The sequence below is a fragment of the Nonomuraea sp. NPDC049480 genome, from assembly GCF_044465905.1.
In the GTDB taxonomy this organism is placed as follows: domain Bacteria; phylum Actinomycetota; class Actinomycetes; order Streptosporangiales; family Streptosporangiaceae; genus Nonomuraea.
In genome coordinates this window covers 95,169-118,029 of sequence record NZ_JBITMD010000008.1, presented here as the reverse complement: position 1 = coordinate 118,029, position 22,861 = coordinate 95,169, and the positions used below count along the sequence as shown (strand labels likewise).

Genomic DNA, 22,861 nt, shown 5'->3' with positions numbered 1-22,861 from the left:
CGCCGCCCCCGCACGGGCACGGGCGGCGTCATCGCCGCGCGCCGGTGGGGGTGGGGGCCGTCATCGCCGCGCGCCGGTCGGGATGGTGGCGCGGACGGACCAGCCGGAGCCGGGGCGGGGGCCGGCGGTCAGGGTGCCGCCGAGGGCTTCGAGGCGTTCGCGCATGCCGATGAGGCCGTATCCGGCGCGGCGGCGACGGCCTGCGGCCGCCTGCGGGGCGTCGTCCTCGACCTCGACCGTGACGGCCTCCTCGTCCTGGGTGATGTCGACGGTGACCGCGCGGGCGTGCCGCGCGTGGCGGGAGACGTTGGTCAGCGACTCGCGCACGACGCGGTACACGGTGCTGCTCACCTCGGGCGTCCAGCTGTCCGGTTCGGCCTTCAGCCGCAGGCGCGCCCGCCGGCCGTGGCTTTCGAAGCCTTCGATCAGCTCGCCGAGCCGTTCGTGGCCCGCCGGGCTGGAAGCGGTGTCGCGCAGGAGGCCGACCACGCGGCGGGTCGCGGCCAGGGCCTCGGAACCCGCGGTTTCGATGCCGGCGAGCGAACCGGCTGTCTTGTCCGGGTGCTTGGCGGTGACGAGCTGGGCGGCCTGGGCCTGGAGCACGATGCTGGTGATGTGGTGGGCGACGACGTCGTGCAGTTCCCTGGCCAGCTCAAGGCGTTCGGCACGCCGTACGCGCTCGGCGGCGGCGTGGCGGCGGGCGGCCAGCAGCCGAGGGCCGAGCCCGATCGCCAGGGCGGCGAGCCAGGCCAGACCGCCCAGGATCGGCACGGCCGAGCGGGGGTTGGCAAGGAGGCCGCCCCCCATCACGGCCAGCCCTCCGGCGGCGACGGCGCCGGCCGTGATGGCGGGCAGTGTCCTGATCGCGGAACCCAGGAGCACCGCCAGTCCCAGGGACGTGGCGGGGCCGGGTTCAGCGGGCAGATCGACAAGATAGGTGACGAAGACGGCGAGCGCCGCCACGCCCAGGCCCGCGACGGCGGTCCGCAGCGGATCGCGGCGGCGCACCAGGGTGAGCACGCACATCGACGCGCCGACGATCGCGCCGAACACCCCATAGCCGTCGCCCCAGCTGCCGGCGATCTCGGAAGCCTGGAAGGCGACGGCTACCGCCAGCACGACGCCGATCCCGACGTCAACCGCCACCTCGAACCGACCGGGAAAACCCACGGCGCCCAGGCTAGGCCAAGGGTTCCGCCGGCCTGTACCGGCCGAAAGTACTGTTTCGTTCCCTGTTTTCTGTCGATGAGGCCGGGGCGCGCACCATGAATACGTCCACCTCGTCCTCGCTCTCGACCGTGAACCCGTGCCGCTCGTACAGCCGGCGGGCCGAACTGCCCTGCAGCACGTTCAGCCGGACCACGGCGTCTTCGCGGTCGCACGCTTCCAGCAGTCTGCTCAGCACGGCGGAACCGATGCCCCTGCCCTGCGAATCCGGGTCCAGGTAGAAGTGCTCCAGCCAGTAGGCGTCCTGCTCCGGCCGCAGCGCCACGCAGCCGGTCAAGGCACCGCCCATCTCGATCACCCAGGTGTGCGCGGGCGCGAACCCGTCCCGCAGCCGCTGCCGCACACGCTGCTCATCGTACCGCCCGAGCCGCTCGAGATCCGGCTTCAGCACCACGGCCCGCAACTCGGCCACCGCCTCGACGTCCGCCGCCGAAGCCATCCGAAGCCCCCAATCCGCCATGATCGTGATGATATCGCCGGGTTTCCCGAGGGTATGGACTGCTTCTTGTATTCGCTATGAAAACCTCCAGTTCTGCCCTGATCGCATAGCGGTTCTCTGAAGGCTGGCGGTGCCCGGCTCTGAGCAGGATCCCCCTGCGAGGCCGGTCATGTCGTTCACATGTTCTACCGGCAGGACCGCATGTTGGTAGTCTAACGGTCACTGACAGTAAAGATTTGAGGGGGCGGGGTGCGGGCATGCGGGCCTATCCACGCACATCCGGTACGGATGCGAGCACCGCGCGGTGCCCCTGCCCCTGCCGGCACCACCACCGCCCGGTCCATGCCCTCGTGCCCCCACGGAGTGGCAGAGCGCCGCGCACGGCCGAGATAGCGCCCTTGTCCCAGCGCTTGTCCCAGCGCTTGTCCCACCGTTGCCGGCCGGCTTCGGCCCGCCCCTGCAACGCGGCGGTGCAGGAATGAGTAAGCTCACCGCGACCGCGACCGCGACCTGCACCGCTCATAGCGCGATCGTGGAGCAGACCGGCGAGGTCGTAACGCAGCCGCTGCTGGCCCAGCGGGTCGGCTGGCTGGCCGGACTGGCGCGGGACCTGACCGCCCGCCTGGTCGCCGCCCAGTGGAACCCGGCCGATCCGGATGCGCTGGCGTCCGGGGTGGGGCTGGACGGGCGGGCGCTGCCCGCAAAAGGGTGGATGGCCGCGCGGCGGCTGGGCTGGGGCGTGGCCCCGAAGCCGGGCGTGCATGTGTGTGATCGGGTGCTGCGCTGCGTGCAGGAGCAGGCCGCCCGCCTGTTGCGGCTGGCGCTGCACCGCCGCGCGGTGCTGGCGGCGCTCGCGGCGGCCTGGCCCAAGGACCCGCGCCGGCGCACCGAGGCCGAATGGGCGGCGCTGCGGGCGCTGCTGCCGGACGGGGTGAGTGCGGCGGACGTCCGTAACCGCACCCGGCAGATCCGCGCCTATCGTGACGCGCACGACGGGGTGCTGCCGGGGGATCTGACCGAGGTGGAGGGGCCGCCGAACGTTGCGGCGCAGGTCGGCTGGCCGCCGCCGACCGGCAACTGGCCACCCTGGAGCGCACCGGCGAGCATGGCGCCCGTCTGCGGATGAAGCCCACTCCCCGCCGGGAGTGGCCAGCGTCCGGCGGGCCGAGCACCCCAGGCGACCCGCCCACCGGCGGGACGTACAGGGCTTGCACGCGATCCTCACCACCGGACCGGCTTCCACCGCGTCGCGGCCACCCCCGTACTCCCCCTGGGCAAGTACGCAGACGGCCCGCCCCCGCCACGCCCGCCCGATTTGCCGGAAATGCTCAGGTAAATAGAGAGAATCGCAGACGCTTCCCGCCAACCCCAGGAGCCTCCTACCAGGCGAATCGAGCAGCTGAGCGTTTTGTCAGGCAGACCCGGCTAGCCAAAAGGACGCGATTATGCTAGCCATCCTAACTGCATGCTTCAGGAGTTTCACCCCATACATCCACCAGGTGGAACTCCTGCGACTACTACGCAAACTGAACGCCGAATCCGGCAAGACCATCGTCGCCGTCCTGCACGAACTCAACCTCGCCTGCCGCTTCTCCGACCACGTCATCGCCATGTCAGAAGGCGCCATCGTCGCCGAAGGCACCCCAACCGAGGTGATCACCGCCGAACTCGTCGAGAAGGTCTTCGGCCTGGCCTGCGTCGTGGTACCCGACCCCATTGCCGGCACACCCATGGTGGTGCCCACCTAGCAAGCGGTCAGGCCACGGGGTGCGGTGTGGTGCTGGACTGGGCGGCGGCCATCAGGTGGTCGATGAGTGCCAGCAGCACATCGCGCGCTGCCGCCCGGTCGCGGGCGTCACAGAGCACCAGTGGCACCTGCGCATCGAGATCGAGTGCCCTTCGGATCTCCTCCTGTGTCCGGTCCCGGACACCATGGAAGCAGTTGACGCCGACGACGAAGGGGATGCCGCGGCTCTCGAAGAAGTCGATCGACGCGAAGCTGACATCCAGCCGGCGGGTGTCGACCAGGACGACCGCGCCCATCGCTCCGTTGACAAGGTCGTTCCACATGAACCAGAAGCGTTCCTGCCCTGGGGTGCCGAACAGGTAGAGCACGAGTTCGCTGTTGATGGTGATGCGACCGAAGTCCAAGGCGACGGTAGTGGTGGACTTGCCGCTCACCCCTTCCAGATCGTCGACGCCGACGCTGGCATGGGTCAGGTACTCCTCCGTACGCAGTGGGGCGACTTCGCTCACCGCGCCGACCAGGGTCGTCTTCCCGACGCCGAAACCACCGGCGATAAGGATCTTCACCGCCAGGGGAGCAGTGTCCCCGTGGTCAGAGTTTGCGTAACCCATCCCTCACCGCCTCAAGGATTGCCATATCGGGAAAGCTCCCCGCCTGCGCGAAAGCCAGCGGTGGCCGGGCCCGCATCTGACCGGTCTCGATCAGATCGCCGATGAGGATCTTGGTCACTGACACCGGGAGGTTCAGCGCGGAGGCGACTTCGGCCACCGCAAGGGGCCGCTCGCACAGAGCGAAGATGGTGCGGTGCTCCGGCTGCATTCTCCTCAAGCCGCGTCCGGTTTCCGAAGAAACGTCGGAAGTCGCGGTCACCAGGGTGATCAGCGTTAAGTCGTCCCGCTCGGGGGCGGTTCGTCCGCCGGTGATCGTATAGGGACGGACAAGGGACTCGTCGGCGTCATCGCCTTCGAAGCCCTCCGTCCAGTGCTTCATCCGTGTCCCCCCGCGTCATAGGCCTGCGGGGGGCGCACGTCGGTTCCCAGCTTCTGACCGACCTGCTGGATCAGGGTGTGCATCGCGACGCTCATCAGCTCGGCGTCGACCTCCTGGGACGCGACCACGGCCAGATGGGTGCCCCGGCCCGCGGCTGTGACGAACAGCCACAGATCGGCCATCTCGATGATGACCTGGTGGACCGGACCGCCGCTGAAGAGCTGCCCGACACCGCGAGCCAGGCTCTGCTGGCCGGTGGCGATCGCGGCGAGGCGCTCGGCATCCGCGCGTTCGATGGTCCGTGACCGGCTGATCACCAGGCCGTCGTTGGACAGCACGATGGCGTGCCGGGTGCCCGCGACCTGGGCGACCAGGCTGTCCAGGAGCCAGTCCAGGTCGACGTTGGTGGCGGTGGTTCGCTGCGTCATCTTCAGTCTTCCGTCGTAGGGGAACTGGGCTCAGGGGATCCGCTCGGCCGCGCCTGGGAAGCGTCGTCACCGGTCCGGCGCTTGCGAGACTGCCTCTGGAACGCGCCGATCGTGGCGCTGGATCGGCTGGGCTGGTCGCGTGCGGCCCAGGTCTCCTGGTCGGTCCTTTCATCCCTGTCCGCCGTGACTTTGAGCTCGGCGGCCAGGCTGGCCTGGCGCACCCGCTGGGGCAGCGGCCGGCGGTCGGACGACGGCGGCGCGTCGTCCGGATCCGGCGATCCCGCGGGTGCTGTCATGTACGCCATCGCGCGCCCCCTTGAGCGAGTCGGCAACTGCCCGTCCTCGTGCGGCGGGCGGGGACCGGCCGTACTTTCCTGCGGGCGGGGCCGCGAACCGGTGGCGTCCTGGGGGACCTCCTCGGGGAGCGCGGACGGCACCGGTACGGCACGGGGACGGTCCACCACCAGCGGTTGCGGGAGCAGCACGATGACACGGGTGCCGCCGAAGGCCGATGACCGCAGTTCCACCTGGAGGCCCAGACCCGCGGAGAGCCGGGCGACCACGTACAGGCCGAGCCGCACATCGTCGGCGTGGGTCATCACATCGAGTCGCGGCGGCGACTGCAACAGCTCGTTCGCGGCGGCGTACTCCTCGGGTTCCATGCCCAGGCCGCGGTCCTCGATCTCCACGGCGATGCCCCGGCTGACCGGTGCGGCCCGCACCTCGACGGGGGTCTGCGGGTTGGAGAAGGTGGTGGCGTTCTCCATGAGTTCCGCCAGGATGTGGACCAGCGATCCCACCGCGCGCTCGGCTATCCAGGGTTCGCCCTCGACGTCGATCGAGATCCGGCGGTAGTCCTGGACCTCGCCTTGCGCGGCACGCAGGACGTCGAGCAGGTGTACCGGCTTGCGCCAGCGGCGCTGGGGCTGCCCACCGCCGAGGATCACCAGGTTCTCCTCGTAGCGGCGCAGCCGGGCGGTGAGGTGGTCCAGGTCGAACAGGCCCTCCAGCACCTCGGGGTCCTCGTGCTTACGCTCCAGTTGGTCCAGCTTCTTCAGCTGAAGGCCGATGAGGATCTGGGTACGGCGGGCGATGCGCTGGAGCATGCGCTGAAAGCCACGGTGTTGGTCGGCCTGCCGCACGGCGGTGAGGACAGCGCTGCGGCTGGCCATGTTGAGTGCCTGCCCGAGCTCGCCGAGTTCGTCGGGGGTGGGCTCGACCATGCGCACTTCCGCGTCCACGTCGACGTCCTCGCCGCGCTCCAGCCGGGTGACCACGTTGGGCAGCCGCTCCTGGAGCTCCTGGGCATCCTGGCGCAGGTGGAGGATGCGCCGGCGAAGAATGGCGGTGAGGCGCCAGCTGGTGAGGAACACCAGGCCCAAGGCGAGCATGCCCACGGTGGTGACACTGATGAAGACCGTGAAGAGCATGTCGGCGTGGCCGTAGCCGATCTTGCTGACATTGTCGAACCGGAGGCTGAGGAGTTTCAGCAGTTGCGCGGTGACCGTGTCCGCCGAGGAGCGCCACTCCGCGCTTCCGCCGCGGAGTGTCACCCGGTTGCTCCCCGAGGTGATCAACCGCCCTTCCACAGCGGTGATGGTCTCCCACGCCTCGCCGGCCGTCAGCTTTCCGTACTGGGTCTCGTTGCCCGTGAGACTGGGAATCACCCGGGACTGCATGAGGTGCTTCCTGGTGCCGATGGCGTCCGCGACAAGAGCGTACTCGTCCCGCGTCAGGCGGCCCGACTCCCATCCGCGGGCCAGGACGGCGTCTTCGCGGCCGATCATGTCGACGACCCAGTAAAGGTCGACCAGTGTCTGCGCCTTACTGTTCACCTGGCCCTCGTCGGTGTTGCTGAGGGCGGTCAACACGCCGAGGTCTGACTCGAGGACACCGCTGTAGTAGTCGAACGCGTGCTGCGCGCTGGACCAACCGGCGTCCACCGCCCGGCGCTGCTGATCGAGGAGGCCGAGGCTGCGTACGGTCCGGGCGATGGCGTCGGTGAGCCCCTCCTGTCCGTTGGCGGCGTCCAGGGCCGCCAGGGGACGGAAGGCGTTCACGGCCTGGTCGGTCGCCGCGCGCTGCTTGGCAAGCTTGTCACGGGGGGTGCCACGGGGGTTGGCCTGCACCTCCGCGGTGAGGCGTCGCTCCTGATCAAGGCTGAAGAACAGATTGGCCGCAGGTTTGCCGACGGTGGTGGTGGCCAGATCCATCTGGGCCTTCTCCGCCCGCCACTGAGAGGACAGCTGGAACATGCCCGAAGCCAGCAGTGGGGTGAAAGTCAGGCTCGGCACGAACACGACAATGAGCAGCACGGTACGCAACGGCAGTCGGCGGCCACCGGCGAGTCGCCGCGGCGCGCCGCTGGTCGACCCCGCTGACCCCTTCCCGTCGCGCATGGTCTCCGTCCGTCGTCGCCCGACCCTGCCCAATCCAGCCACGTGCAGGACACTCTCCTCCGCCGATCGGTGACCTCATGACAAAAATCGCCAAAGTAGGCGATTGGTGCCCGATAGTAGCCATACGGCAGTTGAGTCGAAAGCCTTGCTGATCGGCGGGCTGGACAATCCTCGACCCAACATGATCACAATATGGGGCTATTCGCTTCCTTCTCCACACGGAGGGCGTAAGTGCTCAAACGAGGCATTACGGGGCTCCTGGTCCCTATTGTCCTATTTATCGCTACCGGTATCCCGGGCGCGGCGGCGGATGACACATCCGCCAGCCCCACACATCCCGGGCCGGTTTACGCGACGGTCACCGACAAGAGCGGCAAACTGTCCCTCCAGACGTTCGGGCGTCCGGACGGGAAGGACATGGTGTTCCGGATCTCCGGCTCGGTGTACGCGAACATCGAGGGCAACAGCCTGGACCCGGCGATGCGGCACGGCCAGAAACTCTTCAACATCGAGGGCTACAACATCCGGCGGCTCTACCGGGTCCCTGACACGAACCAGCTCTATCAGCTCTCCAGGGAGATCGTCTTCTACACCGACCCGGCCGATCCGCGGCGCATCGTGCGGGAGTGGAAGAACCCGATCGACGGCAAGACCTACCCGGTCGTCCCCATCAACAACGACTCGGTGAACTTCGGCCCGTTCCCCATCACCTCCTCCTTCACGGGCCCGCCGCTGCAGCAGCTGCACGACGAGACCGTGTGGACCAGCGACATCCCCGTACGCACCAACTTCGGCACCACGCTCGGCGAGACGTTCGGGCTGACCGGAGGCGTGTACGCCGCGCAGGAGATGTTCGACTTCTCCGTCGACGACCGCGAGGTGGCGGCCCGCACCGGGGCCGGCGTCCCGGCCGGCGCGATGAAGACGAAGATCAGCTGGGCGCGGACCAGCCCGTGGACGCCGTTCATGTGCCTGGCGGAGACCGACGTGCGCGGCCAGCTCACCTACCACGCCCGCAGCTGGTCGCTGGCCTCCTACTCCGACATCGAGCCGTGGCTGCGGGCCGAGGTCGAGGCCAACCATCCGCTGTTCAGGGCCGCTCCCACCGCGCCGGGGCCGAGCGAGAACTCCTGGACGTCCTTCTACAACAAGCAGCTCGGCAAGGGCGCCACCACCTGGGCGAACTGGTGCGCCGCCAACGGCCGCCCGTGAAAGTCCGCAACCCGGTCAGCGGCCGGACCCGAGCGGCCACTCGCGCCCGGCCGGTGACGCGGGGAAGAGGGCGATGACGAAGACAACGAACCCCCGCTGAGACTGCGGGATCCGGTGGAACCGACCCACGGAGGCGCGGGACCGGCCGGTGCCCGGTGAACGCCCTACAACGAGGTGTCATTGAGCTCGGCCAGCGTGATGAGCCCGTCGTCGAGGGCGCGGCCGACGAGTTCACTCTTGGTACGGGCGGCCCGCCCCACGTTGGCATACTTCACCCGGACCCGCGTGATATAGGTGTCGACGGTTTTGACCGTGATGTTGAGCTTGGCGGCGACGAGTTCCTTCGACGAGGACACGAACCACGCCCGCAGCACCTCGGTCTCCCGCTGGGACAAGCGCGGCCGGCCGGGAGCGTCGTCGGAGACCAGAGCGCCGGAGAGCGACGGCGCCGTGTAGGGCTTGCCGCGCGCGGCGGCGCGGATGGCGGGCACCAGGTGCTCGGGTCCCTCACGTTTGGTCAGGTAGGCGAGCGCGCCGAGGTCGACGCACTTGATCGCGGTCGCGTCGTCGGTGTGCTGGGAATACACGATCACGCGCCTGCCGCTGTCGACCAGCCTGCGAAGCTCACCGAAGTCCGGTCGGCCCGGCACCAGCTCCAAATCTAAGATCACCACGTCGGCGGCGGCGCCGGGGCCGGTCCAGGCGCCGGCGAGCCGGTCTCCGGCGTCGATGAGGTCGATCGGCGGCTCGGCTTGCGAGCACCACGCGCGTACGCCGGCGGCTATGGCCGCGTGGTCGTCCACGATCACCGCGGTGATCAGCTCGTCCGCTGCCGGCTCGGCTGCCATTGGGCCTCCATCCAGACCGTGTCGTCGTTGTTCAACGCCTCGACCCGTACACCCGGCGTCGCCGGAGCAGGCACGTCGATATCACCGCAGTCCGCGACCACGCTGACCGACACCAGCTCGGCGCTGCCCACGACCGTGACCCGTGCCCGGGAGGCGGCGGTGGCGAGGACGACGAGGACCGCCTCGGTGAGATCACGCCGAACCACCACCGGCGGTACGGGCCATTGGCCGCGTGCGTCCAGCTCCACCACCACGCCCTTGCGGTCCGCCACGTCGATGCAGTGGCGCAGCTCGTGCAACAAGGGGTTGGCGACGGTGTCGGTCTCGGCGAACAACCTGCGCATCCGGGCCGCCTCGATGGCGCAACGCCGCTGGACCACCGGGTCCTCGGGGCGGAGCGAGCCGTCGGCGAGCCCCTCCAGCATCGGAACCGTGGTCGCCGACAACTCGGCGAATCGCTGCTGCCGGCGGCGGTGCGACTCCGCGGCGACGGCTTCGGAGACGCGTACACGCTCGATCTCCCTGCGCGAGGCCATCGCCGCCGCGCTGAGGCCGCGCAGGATGGCCGCGACCACGACCACGCACAGAGGGAAGCCGATCACGGTCACCGAGCCGGTGGCGAACCTGGCCAGCGCCCCCCGGGTGGGGTCTTCGAGCAGGAGCAGGTTGAGCAGCGCAGTGAGCTCGTGGGCCAGCAGGAACAGCGCCGCGCTCCGCGGCGGACGGTCGAGCAGCACGACGACGCCCACCCAGTTGGCCGCGCCGAAGATCCAGTCCACGGTGGTCGATGTGCGGCCGTCCGGCAGGGTCACGTACGACAGTGCGGACGCGCCGAGCACGACGGCGATGGCGGGCCCACGCAGCCGGCTCCACGATCGTCCGCGGAGGAGCAGCGCGGCCTCGCCGAGGAGCACGGCTCCGAGCGCCGCGAAGGCGGCCCACTGCGTGAGCGGCGGCTCATAGGCGTCCAGATGGCGCAGCATGTTGGCCGGTCCCAGCCCGAACACGATCGCCATGGCGACGAGCAGCGTCGCGATCCGCAGGCCGCGCCGCAACTGCGCTCGCGTCACCTCTTCGACGGCGTCACTCATGACCGGCACGCCATTCGAGGCGTACGAGAGTGCCCTCGCCCGCGGCGGAGGTGATCGTGGCCGTGCCGCCGACACGCTCCATCCTGCCGCGTATGGACTCGCGCAGGCCGCGCCGGGTCGCCGGCACGTCCTCCGGCGAGAATCCCTTCCCCCCGTCGGCGATGTGGAGCCGCAGCGCCTGCGCGTCCCCGCGGAGCCGGACGGTCGCACGCGTGGTGCCCGCGTGGCGGCGGACGTTGGTGAGGGCCTCGCCCGCCGCGTCGGCGATCGCCTTGGCGACGTCGAACGGCAGCCGAAGCTGCGCGGGGGCGTCGAAGTCCACGGTCAGGTGCGTGGCACCGAGGTCGGCGCGCAGCAGGTCGACGAGGTCGGCCTCCTGCGGTGCCCGTCTGCTGTCGGACCGCAGCCTGTCCAGATCGCGCCGCGCCTGCGGGGCCAGCCAGCCGGCGTCCGAGCGCACCTGCCCGGTGCCCACCATCAGCAGGGTCGTCGCCGCCGTGTCGTGCAACGAGTTGACGAGCTCGCGTTCCCCGGCGCGGACGGCCGCGGCCACCTGTGCCTCGCCGCGCGCCCGTACGGCCTCGGCCGCCATCCGGTCGGCTCGTTCCGCGGCATGCCGGAGGAGCACCCAGGCCACCCTGGACAGCGCGGCCGCCGGCACCGCCCACGCTGTCCCTCTGATCAGGCTCTCGTCCACGTCCGCCGCTCCCGCCGTGGTGAGAAGGACCACCGCCCCGCCGCCGGCCGCCAGCGCCGCCGCGCCACCAGCCAGCGGCGAAGTATGCCACTGGCACGTCACACAGGCGAAAGTGATCAGGAGCCGCAGCCACCCGGTGTTCCTGTCCTCGACGGCGCCGGTCCAGAAGACGCTCGCGAACAGCCCCAGCAGGACGACCACGTCCAGGGCCACCGGCAGGCTTCCCCGGCCCGCGCGCAGCCACCACGCGTATCCGCAGGTCCAGGCAGCCGCGACGCCGACCAAGTACGCGGTGCTCGCCACATGCTCGTCCGGGGCGCGGAACAGGGCGATCCCGCAGATCGGCACCAGCGTCGCCAAGCGCACACCGGCCGCGTACCGGCGGCCGAAGCGCACCAGCAGACGCGCCGCTTCCCCCGCCAACCGCCACCTCTCAAACCACCGGCCCACGACCTTGCTGTCAGGCAGCTTAACGAGTCGTCACGCCCATACGTCGTGGTTGATCGGCTCCACGGTCCGGGGAGCCCCGATGTCCCGGCCCGACCGAACCGTGACGTCGTTCCCCGCGGCGCTGCGGCGGCGGCGGCGTGAAAGGGCCGTTGATCGCCATCGTCGTGGATCAGTGCGCCTTGGCGTCGGAAACGAACGGGCGCGGTGGCCCCATGCCGGGGGATGGCGCCTATCGGGCCATGGCCAGGAGGTTGTCCCGCGAGTTCGTGGCCCAGCCGTACGCCTCCCGCGGGAGGGCGACGCGATGGAACACGTGGCGGACGACGGCGCCCCGCGCGGGTTCGGGTACGTGGCGGGCGGCCTGCTCGCGGGCATAGAGGCGGATCAGGTCGGGCATCCGGTAGCGGCCGGGGCCGGCCGATTCGAGGAGGCGGGCGTCCACGAGATGGTCGAGCGCGGCTTCCGCTCTGTGTTCCGGCCAATCGGTGAGAGCGGACGCGACGGCCGCCGTGGGGGTGCGGGTTTCCAAGAGGCCGAGCAGGAGGAACGCGTGTACGGCGTCGCGGCCCGAGGGTTCGTCCGGGAGATGCTGGAGGCCGGCCGCGATGCTGGTGCGGATGTCCAGGTCGGCGTGTACGAGGGTAGCCAGGCGGCGGGTGGTGTCGGTGAGCTGGTCGGCGAGGTGGGACAGCGTCCAGTCGGGCCGGGCTGCCAGGCGTGCCGCCGCGATGCGGAGCGCGAGGGGCAGGCCTCCGCAGTGGCGGACGATCTGCTGTGCGGCTTCCGGTTCGGCCTCGACGCGGCCGGGATCCGCTATGCGGGCGAGCAGCGCGGTGGCGTCGGCGTGGTCGAGCCCGGTCAGGTGCAGGTGGCTCAGACCGTCGAGTGAGGCCATGATCTGGCGGCTGGTGATGATGACCGCGCACGCGGATCCCGCGGGGATGAGGGGCCGTACCTGGCGGGCGTCAAGCGCGTTGTCGAGGATGATGAGCAGGTTGCGCGTCGAGGTCAGGGAGCGGTAGCGGGCGGCGGCCTCGTCCAGGGTGGGTGGCAGGACGGTGCCGTCCGGGCTGAGCGAGCGCAGCAACCGGCCAAGGGCCTGGAACGGCGACAGCGGCTGCAGCCCGGCCGTGGCGGCGCGCAGGTCGAGATAGAGGACACCGTCGGCGAAGCGGTCACCGACGGCGTGCGCGGCATGGATGGCCAATGCGGATTTGCCCATGCCGCCGGGACCGTCGATCGCGGCGACGACGGGCCGCCCCGGCACGGTGTCGGTGAGCGTGGTGTGCAGCCAGGCGATCTCCGCGGCGCGGGCGGTGAAGGACCGGGTGCCGGGGGGCAGTTCGATCGGGATGGCGAGCTCGGTGAGCGTGGTCCGCTGCGCCGGAGAAGCGAGGTCGAGTCCGGGATCGCGCCGGAGCACGGCCTGCTGCAGCCGGCACAACGCGCCTCCCGGTTCGAGCCCCAGCTCATCCAGCATGAGACGGCGAGTGTCCTGGTACACCGCCAGGGCCTCGGATTGCCGGGAGGCCCGATACAGCGCCAGCATCAGCTGGGCTCGGGGACGTTCCCTCAGCGGGTGGGTCTCGGCGTGGACGGCGAGCTCCGACACCACCGCGTGATGGTCGCCGGCCGCCAGGCGCATGTCGAAGTGGTCTTCCAGCGCGGTGAGGCGCTCCTCTTCCAGACGGGCGGACTCGACCTGGGCCCATGGCGCGGTCATGCCGGCCAGCGCGTCGCCACGCCAGAGCGCAAGCGCCTGCCGGAACAACCCGTCCGCCGTCGCGAGATCGCCACGAGCCCGCGCGGCACTCGCCTGGTGGGCCAGTTGCGTGAAGAGGTGGGCGTCGACGCTCTCGCGCTCGATGTTCAGCCAGTACCCTCCGGGGACGGTGACGATGACTTCATCGTCCTCATTCGGCGAAATGAGGCCGCGAAGCTTCGACACCACGATGTGCAGTTGCTTGCTCGCCGTCGTCGCCGTGCTCTGGCCCCACACGTCGGTGAGAAGCTGTTCCGCCGATACGGCCTGGCCGGTGCTCAGCGCCAGCCGGGCCAGGACCCCGACCCGCCGCTCACCGGCCAGTTTCATCGGCTCGCCATTGGACGTGATCTCCCATGGCCCCAGAATTTTGATCTCCAGCGCCATCGATGCTCCCCCTGTCGTGCCGGATAGACGTGGACAAACCTGTGCCGGAGCAGAGTGAGAGGAGAGATCCGTTCCCGGGAAAGGACGTCCGGGCCGAACCGCCCGGGTCGTCGGTCGAGTACGCCGACCGCGAGATCAGCGGCAGCTGCTGAGGAGGGCGCCATGACCCAGGTCGCCGACCGGCTCCGTGACATCGGCCGGATCCGGTCCGCTCACCTCGTTCACGAGTCGTCACTGAATCCGCGAGCGACCGTGAACACGCCCGTCGCGAAGATCAACGGCAAGACATGTCCCTTTCCCTTGGCCTTCGCATTCGTTCCGAGGTAGGTGTCCGCGGCCGATCGCCACTTTACGAAGGCTCGGGGCGGGCTGGTGTCCGGTGAACGCCCCACAACGGGATCTCCCGTCGACAGAGCTCGTCGAGCGAGTGGCGCCGTGCGACCCGGCTACGCTACCGCTGTGCGAACCGGCTCGCCTGACACTGTCCTCGTCGTCATCCGCGGAAACTCGGGATCGGGTAAGTCGAGCGCGGCCCGGGCGCTACGGGAGGCTTACGGCCGCCGTGGCCTGGCGCTGATCGGACAGGACGTCGTACGGCGGGACATCCTGCGCGAGCTGGACACTCCCGGTGCGGTGAACATCGGGCTGATCGACATGATGTGCCGGCACACCCTGGACGCCGGCCACCACGTGGTGCTGGAGGGCATCCTCGCCCAGAGCCGATACGGCGAGATGCTGCGGCGGCTCGCGTACGACCACCTGGGCACGACCCGCTGCTTCTATCTGGACGTGTCCTTCGAGGAGACGGTCCGCCGGCACGCGACCCGTCCGCAGAGCGCGGAGTTCGGCGCTGACCAGATGCGCGAGTGGTACCTCAGGCGCGACCTGCTGCCGGACGGCTGCGAGACCGTCCTGGACGAGCACCACTCCCTGGAGGAGATCGTCCAGCGCATCCTCGCGGACACCCGGCTCGACCACCAAGGCCGCGTTCACGGAAGATCCGGCTCCACGGTGTAGGCACTCGCCTGGAGTCTGTACAGCCCCGCGTAGGTGCCGTTCCGCGCCATGAGTTCTTCATGGGTGCCCTGCTCGGCGATGGTGCCGTCGTCGAGCACCACGATGTGGTCGGCCATGTGCACAGTGGAGAACCGGTGCGACACGAGCACGGTGACGGCACCGTGCTCGTCTTCAACCGCACCGGTACGGACGCATGTGACGGCGCGCTCGGCATGAGCGTCGAGGGTGACATCCCGGCCTTCGGCGTGGCGCCGCGCGGCCAGGGCTTTGCGATCTTCAACCAGCCCTGCGACAACGACGCCTGCCTCGCCGGCACCGGGCCGGAAAGGCTGCCGGTGCCCCTGGGAACGACAGGCGACACGCTGACCTTCTCGTCGTACTTCGACGGGTGGGGCTACGTGCACCTGTACGACCGGAAGACGATGGCCGAGCTCGACACGTACGCGGTGCCCGAGGCACACGACCCCGCGTACGCGACAGGGAAGGGCGACCTGTCGGTGCACGAGGTGGCGACCTCCGCCAAGCAGGCCGATCTCGCCTGCTTCTCCTACTACGCCGCGGGCTTCCGGGTGATGCGGATCGCGGACGGCGAGATCCAGGAAGTGGGTCACTTCGTCGACGAGGGTGGCAACAACTTCTGGGGTGTGGAGGTGTTCGAGCACAACGGTCAGGAGTACGTCGCCGCCGGCGACCGTGACCGGGGCCTGTACATCTTCCGTTACACCGGAACCTGACCGCCCGGCGAGTGAAGCCGATGCCGCCCCGGTGGACCCCCCCGGGGCGGCATCTTCTCCTTTCGCCTCCCGCTCAGAGGCGCAACGCGAACACCACCGGCACACGCCGATGATCCGCGCGGAGCCTCAGGACTGGCCGCACGCCGCAGGACAGAACTTGACCTCGGTGTAGCGTGATGACGGCTTGTCCAGGAGGGGCTGCCGCTGCGACTTCAGGTGCCGGTCGAGGAAGGCCGCCACGTAGGTACGGGTGAGCTCGGCGGCGCGCGCCGCGGGCAGAACGCCGTGGGCGGGTGTGATGCCGAGGGCGCCCGCCATCAGCGGGCCGTCGGTGAAGGAGTGGTGTTCGGCGCCCGTCAGCACCAGCCAGCGCTTCCACCCGGTCAGCAGCTTCCAGTCGCGCTCCCACGTAGTGTCGCGGCCGCCGGGGACGTGCTGCGGCGAGCCCAGGAACATGAACGGCCGGGAGAACCCGCTCTTGGGGATCCGGGCGTAGGTGGTGCCGTCCATGTCGATCCCGGCCCGCACCCGGGAGTCCTTCACCATGGACGCCATGGCACTGGCCCCGCCCATCGACTGGCCGGCCATCGCGATTTTGGAGCGGTCGATCCGGTCGGAACCATCCCATTTCGAGGGCAGCTGGTCGAGTACGAAGGAGACGTCGGCCGCCCGGCCCGCGACCACCCCCGTGCCGAAGCCCGGGTCGGTGTCGCTGTCGCAGGCCAGGCATTCGGCGACCCGCCCGTCGGGGAAGGTCGTGGCGTAGCTCTCGTAGGTGTGGTCGATCCCGGCCACGACGTACCCGCGGCTGGCCAGATCCTCGGCCAGAGATGTGAGCGTGCTCATCGGACTGGTGAAGCCGGGCGAGAGCACCACCAGCGGAAGCTTCCGCCCCGTGGGTTCGGCGTCTTTGATGGCGTTCGTGCGTGTCTTGCTCAGCGTGTCGTCCGGGACGCCCGTGATCCCGTAGCGTCTCATGGCGAGCTGCGATTCCTTCGGCGTCATGTACGGCGCGCGCTCCCCGTCCCGCTGTTTGGCCGGATACCACAGGGTGACCTTGAGCTCCCTGGCGTCGACGTCGAGGTTCCACGGATCGGGGCGGGAATCGTCTTTCAGGTACAGGGCGGTGGTGCCGACCGGATGGGCGCCGGTGGGGGCGGGCAAGGTGGCGGGGCCGGTCGGCGTGGCCGACGGGGCGGCGGAGCGGGGCGGCGTGGGCGCTGAGCAGGCGGACGCGGCGAGGACGACCAGTCCCGCGGCGACTGCCAGGAGGTGTCTCATCGAGAGGTCCCTTCACTTCTGCAGCAAGGTCAGGGCCTTGGACAGGGCGGGGTCGCGCCCGGCGGCCGCGTCCTCCGGCGTCAGGGGCACGTGGTGGTCGGGGGGCACGCCGATCCGGTCGATCACCTCGCGATTGGGCCCGAGGTGGTGTCTCGACGGGAAGCCCAGCGTGGTGTTGTTGGCGAGCAGGTGCGGCTGCGCCGGGCCGGATATGACGCCGGCGGTTCTGGTGCCGACCAGCTGACCGATCCGCAGGTCCTTGACCGCGGAGCTGACGTGCTCGCAGGCCGAGGCGCAACTGCGGTCGGTGAGCACCACCAGCGGCAGGTTGAGCAGCTCGACGGTGTCGTCGGTCCACGAGGTCTCGCATTTGCCGTCCACGGTGCACTGGTAGGCGGTGACCTTGCCGTGGACGAACGCGCTCACCAGCCGGGTCGCCTCCAGGGGGCTGCCGCCGCCGTTGCCACGCAGGTCCAGCACGACGCCGGTGAGCGTCCGGCCGGTGCGCAGCCTGGAGATCGCCTTGAACACCCGGTCCGCGGAGTCGGAAGCGAACCCGCGCATGCGTACATAGGCGATGCTGTCCTCCAGCAGCTTCGACTGCACCACCTGCAGGGCGGCCAGGTCCCGCTGGTAGGGGCCGGGCTTGAGCGTCACGCTCCAGCGGCGGCCGGTGCTCTGCCGCAGCAGCCGCAGCCGGACCGGACGCGCCTCCGGGTATCGCGGGTAGAGCGCGGCGATCGCGGTCGTGGCCTTCCCGTCGATGAAGGGCGCCGAACCGTTGACCGACTCGATGATGTCGCCCGGGCGCAGCCCGGCTGCCTGCGCCGCGCCGCCCTGCACGGTGGTGACGAACAGCGGCGGGAGTGCGACGCCGGGGTTGCCCTCCACCTGCGGGCCGTTGACGTTCGCCTGCAAACCCAGGCCGTAGCCGTCACCGTCGTAGTAGTCGGGGTGCCGCTTGACGTCGTGCGCCCAACCGGCGTGGTTGTCGCCGAGGCCGGCCACCATGGCCTCAAGGGTGACGACGGCCAGCTTGTCACGCAGGTCCGGCGCCTGATCGGTGACCTTCCGGTAGACGGCTTCGAAAGCGGCCCAGTCGGCTTTGCGGTCACCGGTCAGCGCCGGCATGGTCGCCTCGGGCACGTCGCGCCCGTTGCGGTTGAGCTCCTGCGTCAAAGCGACGAATCCGGCGAGCAGCAGCGAGCGGGCGTCCAGTGTGGCGCCGCTGTAGTACGTGCCGAGGATGCAGAAGTACGCCTGCTCGATGACGTCGATCGTGGTGGGCGTCTCCGCCACGGGGGGTCCCTGGGGCTTCGAGCAGACCGTACTGGCCGCCGTGCTCGCCTGGCTGCGCGGCGGCGCCGGTGCCGTACAGGCCGCCGCCAGGAGGAGGGCGAGCACGGCGGCCGCGGTCCTGATGACCGTCATGACAGGCGCCTTCGGATCCACCAGAAGGACAACCACGTGAGGCCGAGGGTGAGGAGAGCGTAGATCCCGGTCTCGATCCACTGGAAGGGCCAGAAGCGCTCAAGGGGCTGGTAGGTCGCCTGCTGCCGGTAGCCGAGCCGGTTGATCTCGCCAATGCACGAGTCCATGCCCGTCGCTCCCGGTGCGCAGGGTCCCGACGTCGTGGAAATCTGGACGGGGGCTCCGCCGTCGCTGCCGGAGATCGTGCGTCCGGACGGATCGACGAGGGTGCTGGACAAGACCCAGGCGCCCGCGTGGCCCGGAACGGCCGACCTCAGGGTAACGCGCACAACTCCGCCTACATCCCGATTTATGCCGATGCCATCCACGTTCGCCGGTCCGAGCTCGGAGGCGGACGTGACCGGGGGCATGAGATGGGGCCGGACCAGCAGCGGCATGGCGAGCTGGATCGCGGCGAATATGGCGAGGGTGAGGGCCATGGCGGGCAGGGTGCGGCGGACGAGCATGCCCACGGTCACGCCCAGGACGAAGGCGAAGGCCGCGTACCCTATCGGGGCGATGCCGCGCGCGCCGAACACCAGGGGAGCCATCAGGGCCAGGCTGTCCGGGGCTGACTTGTCCAGGGGATCGGACCACCAGGTCACCGCGAGGCCGCACAGGCAGGCGGCGGCCATCGCGACCAGGCCGGTGAGCCCGAGCTTGACCGCCAGCCAGCGGCCGCGGGTGATGCTCTGGTTCCACACCATCAGGTGCGTGCCGGCCTCCAGCTCGCGGGTGATCAGCGGCGCTCCCCAGAAGAGGCCGACGACAGCGGGCAGGAGCAGCACGACGAGGCTGACGGCCACGAAGGGCGTGTCGTACCCGCCGAAGAAGCGATCGTAGAAGCGGCCGCAGGAGTTGTCCTGCGCACACGTGGCGATCCCGGCGGAGTAGTCGGAGGCCAGGCCCGGGCCGGTCAGGGCCAGGGCGACGGTGAGGATGACGAGCACGGCGGCCAGCATCGCGGCCGAGCCGCGGAGCTGGCGCCAGGTCAGCCAGATCATCGCTGCACCTCCAGGGCGACTTGCCGGTTCTCCGCGGTGCGCTTGTCCATGTAGGCGAGGACGAGGTCCTCCAGGCTGAGCTGGGTGACCGTCCAGGCGGGGTCGTGGATCGGGGCGTCGGTGCGGATGACGTACGTGCTCTGCCGGTCGGTGTGGCGCGCGGAGATCACCTGCTGGTCTGCGGGGAGCCGATCGGGATCGCGGCGCGGGCCGGTGAGCCGGTGGTGGGTGGCCACCAGCTTGTCCACCTCCCCGGCGACCTGCACGCGGGAGTCGACCAGGACGATCAGGAAGTCACAGACCCGTTCGAGGTCGGAGACCAGGTGGGAGGAGAGCACGACGCTGAACTCGTGCTCGACGGTGGCCTCCATCAGTCCCTGCAGGAACTCGCGGCGGGCGAGCGGGTCGAGCGAGGCCACGGGCTCGTCCAGGATCAGCAGCTCGGGCCGCTTGGCCAGGCCTAAGGTGAGGGCGAGCTGGGCGCGCTCGCCGCCCGACAGCTTGCCCGCGCGGTGGGCGGGGAGGAGACCGAGCTGCGCGATACGCTCCCGTGCCCTGGTGGCGTCCCAGCGGGGGTTGAGCCGTGCTCCCAACCGCAGGTGATCGGCGACGGTCAGTCCCGCGTAGACGGGGGTGTCCTGGGCGACGAACCCGACCCTGGCCAGTTGCGCGGGCGTGCCCGCGGGCCGGCCGCCGAGCACGGTGATGCCGCCCGTCGTCGGTTCGAGCTGGCCGCTGGCCAGCTTCAGCAGCGTGGTCTTGCCGGCCCCGTTGGGGCCCACTAACCCGACGACGTGGCCCGCCGGTATGTCGATGGTGCACTCACGCAGCGCCCAGCGCTTGCCGTATTTCTTGCCCAGCCCCTGGGCTTGCAGGACCGAAGTCACGCTATGTCCTCCTGAGCGGTGGTCCGAAAGGTGGTCATGAAGAGGGCCTCGATGCTTTCCTCGTCGAGGCCGGCCCGGCGGGCCTTGGCCAGCCAGCGCTGCAGTTCCAGCCGCAGCGGGCCGTGCGCGGCCAGCGAGGTGCCGGTGAGCGTCGCCGTCACGAACGTCCCCACCCCTGGCCGGGCGGCGACCAGGCCCTCGTGCTCGAGTTCCCGGTAGGCCTTGAGCACCGTGTTGGGGTTGATCGCCAATTGCGCCACGGCCTCCTTGACGGTCGGCAGCTGGTCGCCCTCGCACAGCAGGCCGAGCCGTAGCGCATGCCGTACTTGCTGGACCAGCTGCAGGTACGGCGAGACGCCGGACTTCGCATCCAGATGGAACTCGATCACCGGTATCTCCATTTATCTAGTGTCCTAGGACTTTAGATACTTGCATGTATGGAGCCGGTTAAGAAAGAGGGCCGGGCGACGTGGCGCGCGATCCTTATTTGAACTGAATTAAGTTTGGCCTAAGGTGGCGGATACACCAGTGAGGTTTCGCCGAGCAGCCGATCACCGGCCGCGAGAGGAGAGCCGCGTGAGCGCAGAAGCCGTCGACCTGCTGATCATCGGCGCCGGCATGGCAGGACTGACCGCCGGCGCCCGCGCCGTCCGCGATGGATTGTCCGTACTGATCGTCGAGATCAGCGGAGACGTCGGAGGATCCGCGCGCTTCGCCGGGTACGCGTGGACCGCCCCGACCCACGAAATCATGGATCAGCAGAATCCACATGGAGATCTCCCGCTGAAGCGCGCGCTGGTGGACAGGTTCGCCGAGGGGGTCTCGTGGATTCGCTCCGTCGGCGTCGAGGTCAAGAACGCGCAGCGTATCCTCGGCTTCGGCCGAGGGCACCAGTTCGACACCAACCACTACGTCGGCACCTGCCGGCGGCTCATCCTCGACGGCGGCGGCGAACTCCTGCTCAACACCGAAACGGAACGGCTGCTGGTCGAGCACGGGGTCGTCGCCGGAGCGGAACTGAGGTCCGCCGACGGCACGCGACGGCAGGCGCGAGCCCGCTCGACGCTCATCGCGACCGGCGGATTCCAGGGCGACCCGGAACTTCGCACCGCTCTCGTCCATCCTCACGCCGGCCGTATGCGGCTGCGCTCGAATCCGCACAGCCGCGGCGGCGGCTACCGTCTGGCCGTCCAAGCCGGCGCGGCCACCGGTCATGAAACCGCCGGCTTCTACGGCCACCTCATCCCGAGTGGCATTCCCCTCGCCGATCCGGCGGACTTCGTCGACCTGTCGCTGTATTACAGCGAGCACGCGCTGCTCTTCAACCTGAAGAACGAGCGGTTCGTGGATGAGACGCTGGGCGACCACCTCACGACCATCGCGTTGCTGGAGCAGCCCGAAAGCCGCGGTCTCCTCATCGCCGACGCCCGCGTGTTCCGCGACTGGATCGTCGGCGCGTATGTCGAGGGAGCGGTCGCCGTGGACAAGTTCGCCCTGGCGAGCAAGCGAGGCGGCCGGGTCGGACTGGCCGGCGATCTCAGCGAACTGGCGTATCTTCCCGCGGAATGGGGCTACGACGGCGAGGCCGTTCGGGACGGCGTCGAGGTGTACAACGAGCGCGCCTCGGCACGGCTCGAGCTGACCCCCGGCCGGCGGCTGGATCCTCTCCCGCTCGACGAACCGCCGTACTACGTCATCGAGACGGTGCCCGCCATCACGTTCCCGTTCCACGGCCTGCTCATCGACGACCGGGCCCGCGTCCTGAACCTGGACGGCGAACCGCTCGGCGGACTCCTCGCGGCGGGCTCGGACGTCGGCGGCCTGTGGAACCGGGCTTACGCAGGCGGCATCGCGGCCGCCCTCGTCTTCGGGCTCACCGCCGCGGACACCGCCGCGAAGGCGGCGACATGAGACCTCCGTACCTCCCCCGCGAGGCCTGTCGCATCCCAGTGGGGATCCTGGTCACCGTCTCGAAAGGAGCGGCCGCATGACCGGTACCGGCAACGGGAGATTCGAGGGGGCGATCGCGCTGGTCACCGGAGGCGGATCCGGAATCGGGGCCGCGGTCGTCCGGCAGCTCGACCGCGAGGGGTGCGCCGTGATCTACGTGGCCGACGTCAACGAGGACGGAGCGAAAACGGTGGCCGCGGCCACCAGGTCCGGCCGTGCGGTCGCCCTGGACGTCACCGTCGCCGCCGACGTGGAAGCGCGGATCGGGCAGATCGTCGCGGCGCACGGCCGGCTCGACGTCGTCGTGAACAGCGCGGGGATCGACGATCCCCACGCCAAGGAGCGCATCCTCGCCGCCCAGCGGTCGGGTGAGCCCGTCGACGTGTTCCGCCACCTCGAGGACGAGCAGTGGCTCCGCGTCATGCGGGTCAACCTCGACGGTACGTTCCACGTCCTGCGTGCCGCGGTGCGCGCGATGATCCCGGCCGGCCGCGGCGCCATCGTCACGGTCGGATCGTCGGCGGCCTTCGACACGCTCACGGGCTACGGCCACTACGCGGCGTCCAAGGCCGGAGCCCATGCGCTCGCCCAGTCGGTGGCCAAGGAGGCGGCGGCGTTCGGCGTACGGGTCAACGTCGTCGCGCCGGGTCCCGTGGACACCCCCATGGCGGCTCGGACCCCCGCGGCGGTCAGGGAGGCGCTGGCGGCGTCGGGACCGGTCGGGTACGCCTCCCCCGACGAGCTGGCGGACAACATCTTGTACCTGGCGTCCCCTGGCGCCTCGAACGTGGTGGGCGCCGTACTGCTCAGCAACGGGGGCCGGTTCACGATCTGAGGCCCC

23 protein-coding genes are annotated in these 22,861 nt (G+C 69.9%); 7 read left to right on the top strand and 16 right to left on the bottom strand.

Annotated elements, in window-relative coordinates; genetic code table 11:
* Positions 1–60 precede the first annotated feature (60 nt).
* Entirely contained in the window at positions 61–1,170 is a 1,110-nt protein-coding gene (locus ACIBX3_RS23970; protein WP_397120463.1) for a sensor histidine kinase, read from the bottom strand.
* 10 nt (positions 1,171–1,180) lie between these two features.
* Complete coding sequence (locus ACIBX3_RS23965; protein WP_397120461.1) at positions 1,181–1,687, bottom strand: GNAT family N-acetyltransferase; 507 nt, start codon at positions 1,685–1,687, stop codon at positions 1,181–1,183.
* A 457-nt stretch (positions 1,688–2,144) separates the two neighbouring features.
* On the opposite strand from ACIBX3_RS23965, the gene ACIBX3_RS23960 reads away from it, so the two are divergent.
* Complete coding sequence (locus tag ACIBX3_RS23960) at positions 2,145–2,792, top strand: hypothetical protein (protein ID WP_397120459.1); 648 nt, start codon at positions 2,145–2,147, stop codon at positions 2,790–2,792.
* Positions 2,793–3,165: 373 nt separating this feature from the next.
* Positions 3,166–3,414 (top strand): hypothetical protein, encoded by a 249-nt coding sequence (locus ACIBX3_RS23955; protein ID WP_397120457.1) that lies wholly within the window; start codon positions 3,166–3,168, stop codon positions 3,412–3,414.
* A gap of 7 nt (positions 3,415–3,421) precedes the next feature.
* Here the strand turns inward: ACIBX3_RS23955 and ACIBX3_RS23950 are convergent, their stop codons facing one another.
* The 4 genes from ACIBX3_RS23950 to ACIBX3_RS23935 are packed head-to-tail and all read right to left on the bottom strand — an operon-like array spanning position 3,422 to position 7,230.
* The gene (locus ACIBX3_RS23950) at positions 3,422–4,024 is read right to left on the bottom strand and encodes a GTP-binding protein (protein ID WP_397120455.1); all 603 of its coding nucleotides are present in this window, start codon (positions 4,022–4,024) and stop codon (positions 3,422–3,424) included.
* Complete coding sequence (locus ACIBX3_RS23945; RefSeq protein ID WP_397120453.1) at positions 4,005–4,403, bottom strand: DUF742 domain-containing protein; 399 nt, start codon at positions 4,401–4,403, stop codon at positions 4,005–4,007. The genes ACIBX3_RS23950 and ACIBX3_RS23945 overlap by 20 nt, the downstream gene beginning before the upstream one ends.
* The gene (locus tag ACIBX3_RS23940; protein ID WP_397120451.1) at positions 4,400–4,831 is read right to left on the bottom strand and encodes a roadblock/LC7 domain-containing protein; all 432 of its coding nucleotides are present in this window, start codon (positions 4,829–4,831) and stop codon (positions 4,400–4,402) included. Before ACIBX3_RS23940 ends, ACIBX3_RS23945 begins: the two co-directional genes overlap by 4 nt.
* A 2-nt stretch (positions 4,832–4,833) precedes the next feature.
* On the bottom strand, positions 4,834–7,230 hold the full coding sequence (locus ACIBX3_RS23935; protein WP_397120449.1) for a nitrate- and nitrite sensing domain-containing protein: 2,397 nt from the start codon (positions 7,228–7,230) through the stop codon (positions 4,834–4,836).
* 417 nt (positions 7,231–7,647) lie between these two features.
* Here ACIBX3_RS23935 and ACIBX3_RS23930 point away from each other — a divergent pair, with 417 nt between their 5' ends.
* A complete protein-coding gene (locus ACIBX3_RS23930) occupies positions 7,648–8,442 on the top strand; it encodes a DUF1838 family protein (RefSeq protein ID WP_397120447.1) in 795 nt (264 codons plus the stop codon).
* A 164-nt stretch (positions 8,443–8,606) separates the two neighbouring features.
* On the opposite strand, the gene ACIBX3_RS23925 is transcribed toward ACIBX3_RS23930, so the two are convergent.
* From ACIBX3_RS23925 to ACIBX3_RS23910, 4 genes are all read right to left on the bottom strand, one after another.
* Entirely contained in the window at positions 8,607–9,290 is a 684-nt protein-coding gene (locus ACIBX3_RS23925) for a response regulator (RefSeq protein ID WP_397120445.1), read from the bottom strand.
* Positions 9,260–10,381 carry a hypothetical protein gene (locus tag ACIBX3_RS23920; RefSeq protein ID WP_397120443.1) on the bottom strand — a complete coding sequence of 374 codons (1,122 nt, stop codon included), beginning with the start codon at positions 10,379–10,381 and terminating at the stop codon, positions 9,260–9,262. The genes ACIBX3_RS23925 and ACIBX3_RS23920 overlap by 31 nt, the downstream gene beginning before the upstream one ends.
* Entirely contained in the window at positions 10,374–11,501 is a 1,128-nt protein-coding gene (locus ACIBX3_RS23915) for a sensor histidine kinase (protein ID WP_397120441.1), read from the bottom strand. Before ACIBX3_RS23915 ends, ACIBX3_RS23920 begins: the two co-directional genes overlap by 8 nt.
* A gap of 256 nt (positions 11,502–11,757) precedes the next feature.
* On the bottom strand, positions 11,758–13,677 hold the full coding sequence (locus ACIBX3_RS23910; protein ID WP_397120439.1) for a BTAD domain-containing putative transcriptional regulator: 1,920 nt from the start codon (positions 13,675–13,677) through the stop codon (positions 11,758–11,760).
* A gap of 459 nt (positions 13,678–14,136) precedes the next feature.
* On the opposite strand from ACIBX3_RS23910, the gene ACIBX3_RS23905 reads away from it, so the two are divergent.
* Positions 14,137–14,694: an AAA family ATPase gene (locus ACIBX3_RS23905; protein ID WP_397120437.1), complete on the top strand. Its 558-nt coding sequence runs from the start codon at positions 14,137–14,139 to the stop codon at positions 14,692–14,694.
* Here the strand turns inward: ACIBX3_RS23905 and ACIBX3_RS23900 are convergent.
* Positions 14,667–14,810, bottom strand: a complete 144-nt coding sequence (locus ACIBX3_RS23900) for a hypothetical protein (protein ID WP_397120435.1) — start codon at positions 14,808–14,810, stop codon at positions 14,667–14,669. The genes ACIBX3_RS23905 and ACIBX3_RS23900 overlap by 28 nt on opposite strands.
* Before the next feature lie 18 nt (positions 14,811–14,828).
* Here ACIBX3_RS23900 and ACIBX3_RS23895 point away from each other — a divergent pair, with 18 nt between their 5' ends.
* Entirely contained in the window at positions 14,829–15,428 is a 600-nt protein-coding gene (locus tag ACIBX3_RS23895) for a hypothetical protein (RefSeq protein WP_397120433.1), read from the top strand.
* 126 nt (positions 15,429–15,554) lie between these two features.
* Here the strand turns inward: ACIBX3_RS23895 and ACIBX3_RS23890 are convergent, their stop codons facing one another.
* From ACIBX3_RS23890 to ACIBX3_RS23870, 5 genes are read right to left on the bottom strand one after another with little or no spacing between them, the layout of a single operon-like run.
* Positions 15,555–16,709, bottom strand: coding sequence for an alpha/beta hydrolase family protein (locus ACIBX3_RS23890; RefSeq protein ID WP_397120432.1), 1,155 nt, complete (start codon positions 16,707–16,709; stop codon positions 15,555–15,557).
* Between the two features lie 12 nt (positions 16,710–16,721).
* The gene (locus tag ACIBX3_RS23885) at positions 16,722–18,140 is read right to left on the bottom strand and encodes a S41 family peptidase (RefSeq protein WP_397120430.1); all 1,419 of its coding nucleotides are present in this window, start codon (positions 18,138–18,140) and stop codon (positions 16,722–16,724) included.
* A complete protein-coding gene (locus tag ACIBX3_RS23880; protein WP_397120428.1) occupies positions 18,137–19,183 on the bottom strand; it encodes an ABC transporter permease in 1,047 nt (348 codons plus the stop codon). The genes ACIBX3_RS23885 and ACIBX3_RS23880 overlap by 4 nt, the downstream gene beginning before the upstream one ends.
* On the bottom strand, positions 19,180–20,070 hold the full coding sequence (locus ACIBX3_RS23875) for an ABC transporter ATP-binding protein (protein WP_397120426.1): 891 nt from the start codon (positions 20,068–20,070) through the stop codon (positions 19,180–19,182). Before ACIBX3_RS23875 ends, ACIBX3_RS23880 begins: the two co-directional genes overlap by 4 nt.
* The gene (locus ACIBX3_RS23870; protein ID WP_397120424.1) at positions 20,067–20,459 is read right to left on the bottom strand and encodes a GntR family transcriptional regulator; all 393 of its coding nucleotides are present in this window, start codon (positions 20,457–20,459) and stop codon (positions 20,067–20,069) included. The genes ACIBX3_RS23875 and ACIBX3_RS23870 overlap by 4 nt, the downstream gene beginning before the upstream one ends.
* Before the next feature lie 187 nt (positions 20,460–20,646).
* Between ACIBX3_RS23870 and ACIBX3_RS23865 the strand changes: the two genes are divergently transcribed.
* Positions 20,647–21,981: an FAD-binding protein gene (locus ACIBX3_RS23865; protein ID WP_397120422.1), complete on the top strand. Its 1,335-nt coding sequence runs from the start codon at positions 20,647–20,649 to the stop codon at positions 21,979–21,981.
* 76 nt (positions 21,982–22,057) lie between these two features.
* Complete coding sequence (locus tag ACIBX3_RS23860) at positions 22,058–22,855, top strand: SDR family NAD(P)-dependent oxidoreductase (protein ID WP_397120420.1); 798 nt, start codon at positions 22,058–22,060, stop codon at positions 22,853–22,855.
* The last annotated feature ends 6 nt before the right edge of the window (positions 22,856–22,861 follow it).

Coding starts and splice junctions, on each gene's coding strand:
- ACIBX3_RS23965 (WP_397120461.1), bottom strand. CDS start 1,687: ATGGCGGATTGGGGGCTTCGGATGGCTTCGGCGGCGGACGTCGAGGCG.
- ACIBX3_RS23960 (WP_397120459.1), top strand. CDS start 2,145: ATGAGTAAGCTCACCGCGACCGCGACCGCGACCTGCACCGCTCATAGC.
- ACIBX3_RS23950 (WP_397120455.1), bottom strand. CDS start 4,024: ATGGGTTACGCAAACTCTGACCACGGGGACACTGCTCCCCTGGCGGTG.
- ACIBX3_RS23945 (WP_397120453.1), bottom strand. CDS start 4,403: ATGAAGCACTGGACGGAGGGCTTCGAAGGCGATGACGCCGACGAGTCC.
- ACIBX3_RS23940 (WP_397120451.1), bottom strand. CDS start 4,831: ATGACGCAGCGAACCACCGCCACCAACGTCGACCTGGACTGGCTCCTG.
- ACIBX3_RS23935 (WP_397120449.1), bottom strand. CDS start 7,230: ATGCGCGACGGGAAGGGGTCAGCGGGGTCGACCAGCGGCGCGCCGCGG.
- ACIBX3_RS23930 (WP_397120447.1), top strand. CDS start 7,648: ATGGTGTTCCGGATCTCCGGCTCGGTGTACGCGAACATCGAGGGCAAC.
- ACIBX3_RS23925 (WP_397120445.1), bottom strand. CDS start 9,290: ATGGCAGCCGAGCCGGCAGCGGACGAGCTGATCACCGCGGTGATCGTG.
- ACIBX3_RS23920 (WP_397120443.1), bottom strand. CDS start 10,381: ATGAGTGACGCCGTCGAAGAGGTGACGCGAGCGCAGTTGCGGCGCGGC.
- ACIBX3_RS23910 (WP_397120439.1), bottom strand. CDS start 13,677: ATGGCGCTGGAGATCAAAATTCTGGGGCCATGGGAGATCACGTCCAAT.
- ACIBX3_RS23900 (WP_397120435.1), bottom strand. CDS start 14,810: ATGGCCGACCACATCGTGGTGCTCGACGACGGCACCATCGCCGAGCAG.
- ACIBX3_RS23890 (WP_397120432.1), bottom strand. CDS start 16,709: ATGAGACACCTCCTGGCAGTCGCCGCGGGACTGGTCGTCCTCGCCGCG.
- ACIBX3_RS23885 (WP_397120430.1), bottom strand. CDS start 18,140: ATGACGGTCATCAGGACCGCGGCCGCCGTGCTCGCCCTCCTCCTGGCG.
- ACIBX3_RS23880 (WP_397120428.1), bottom strand. CDS start 19,183: ATGATCTGGCTGACCTGGCGCCAGCTCCGCGGCTCGGCCGCGATGCTG.
- ACIBX3_RS23860 (WP_397120420.1), top strand. CDS start 22,058: ATGACCGGTACCGGCAACGGGAGATTCGAGGGGGCGATCGCGCTGGTC.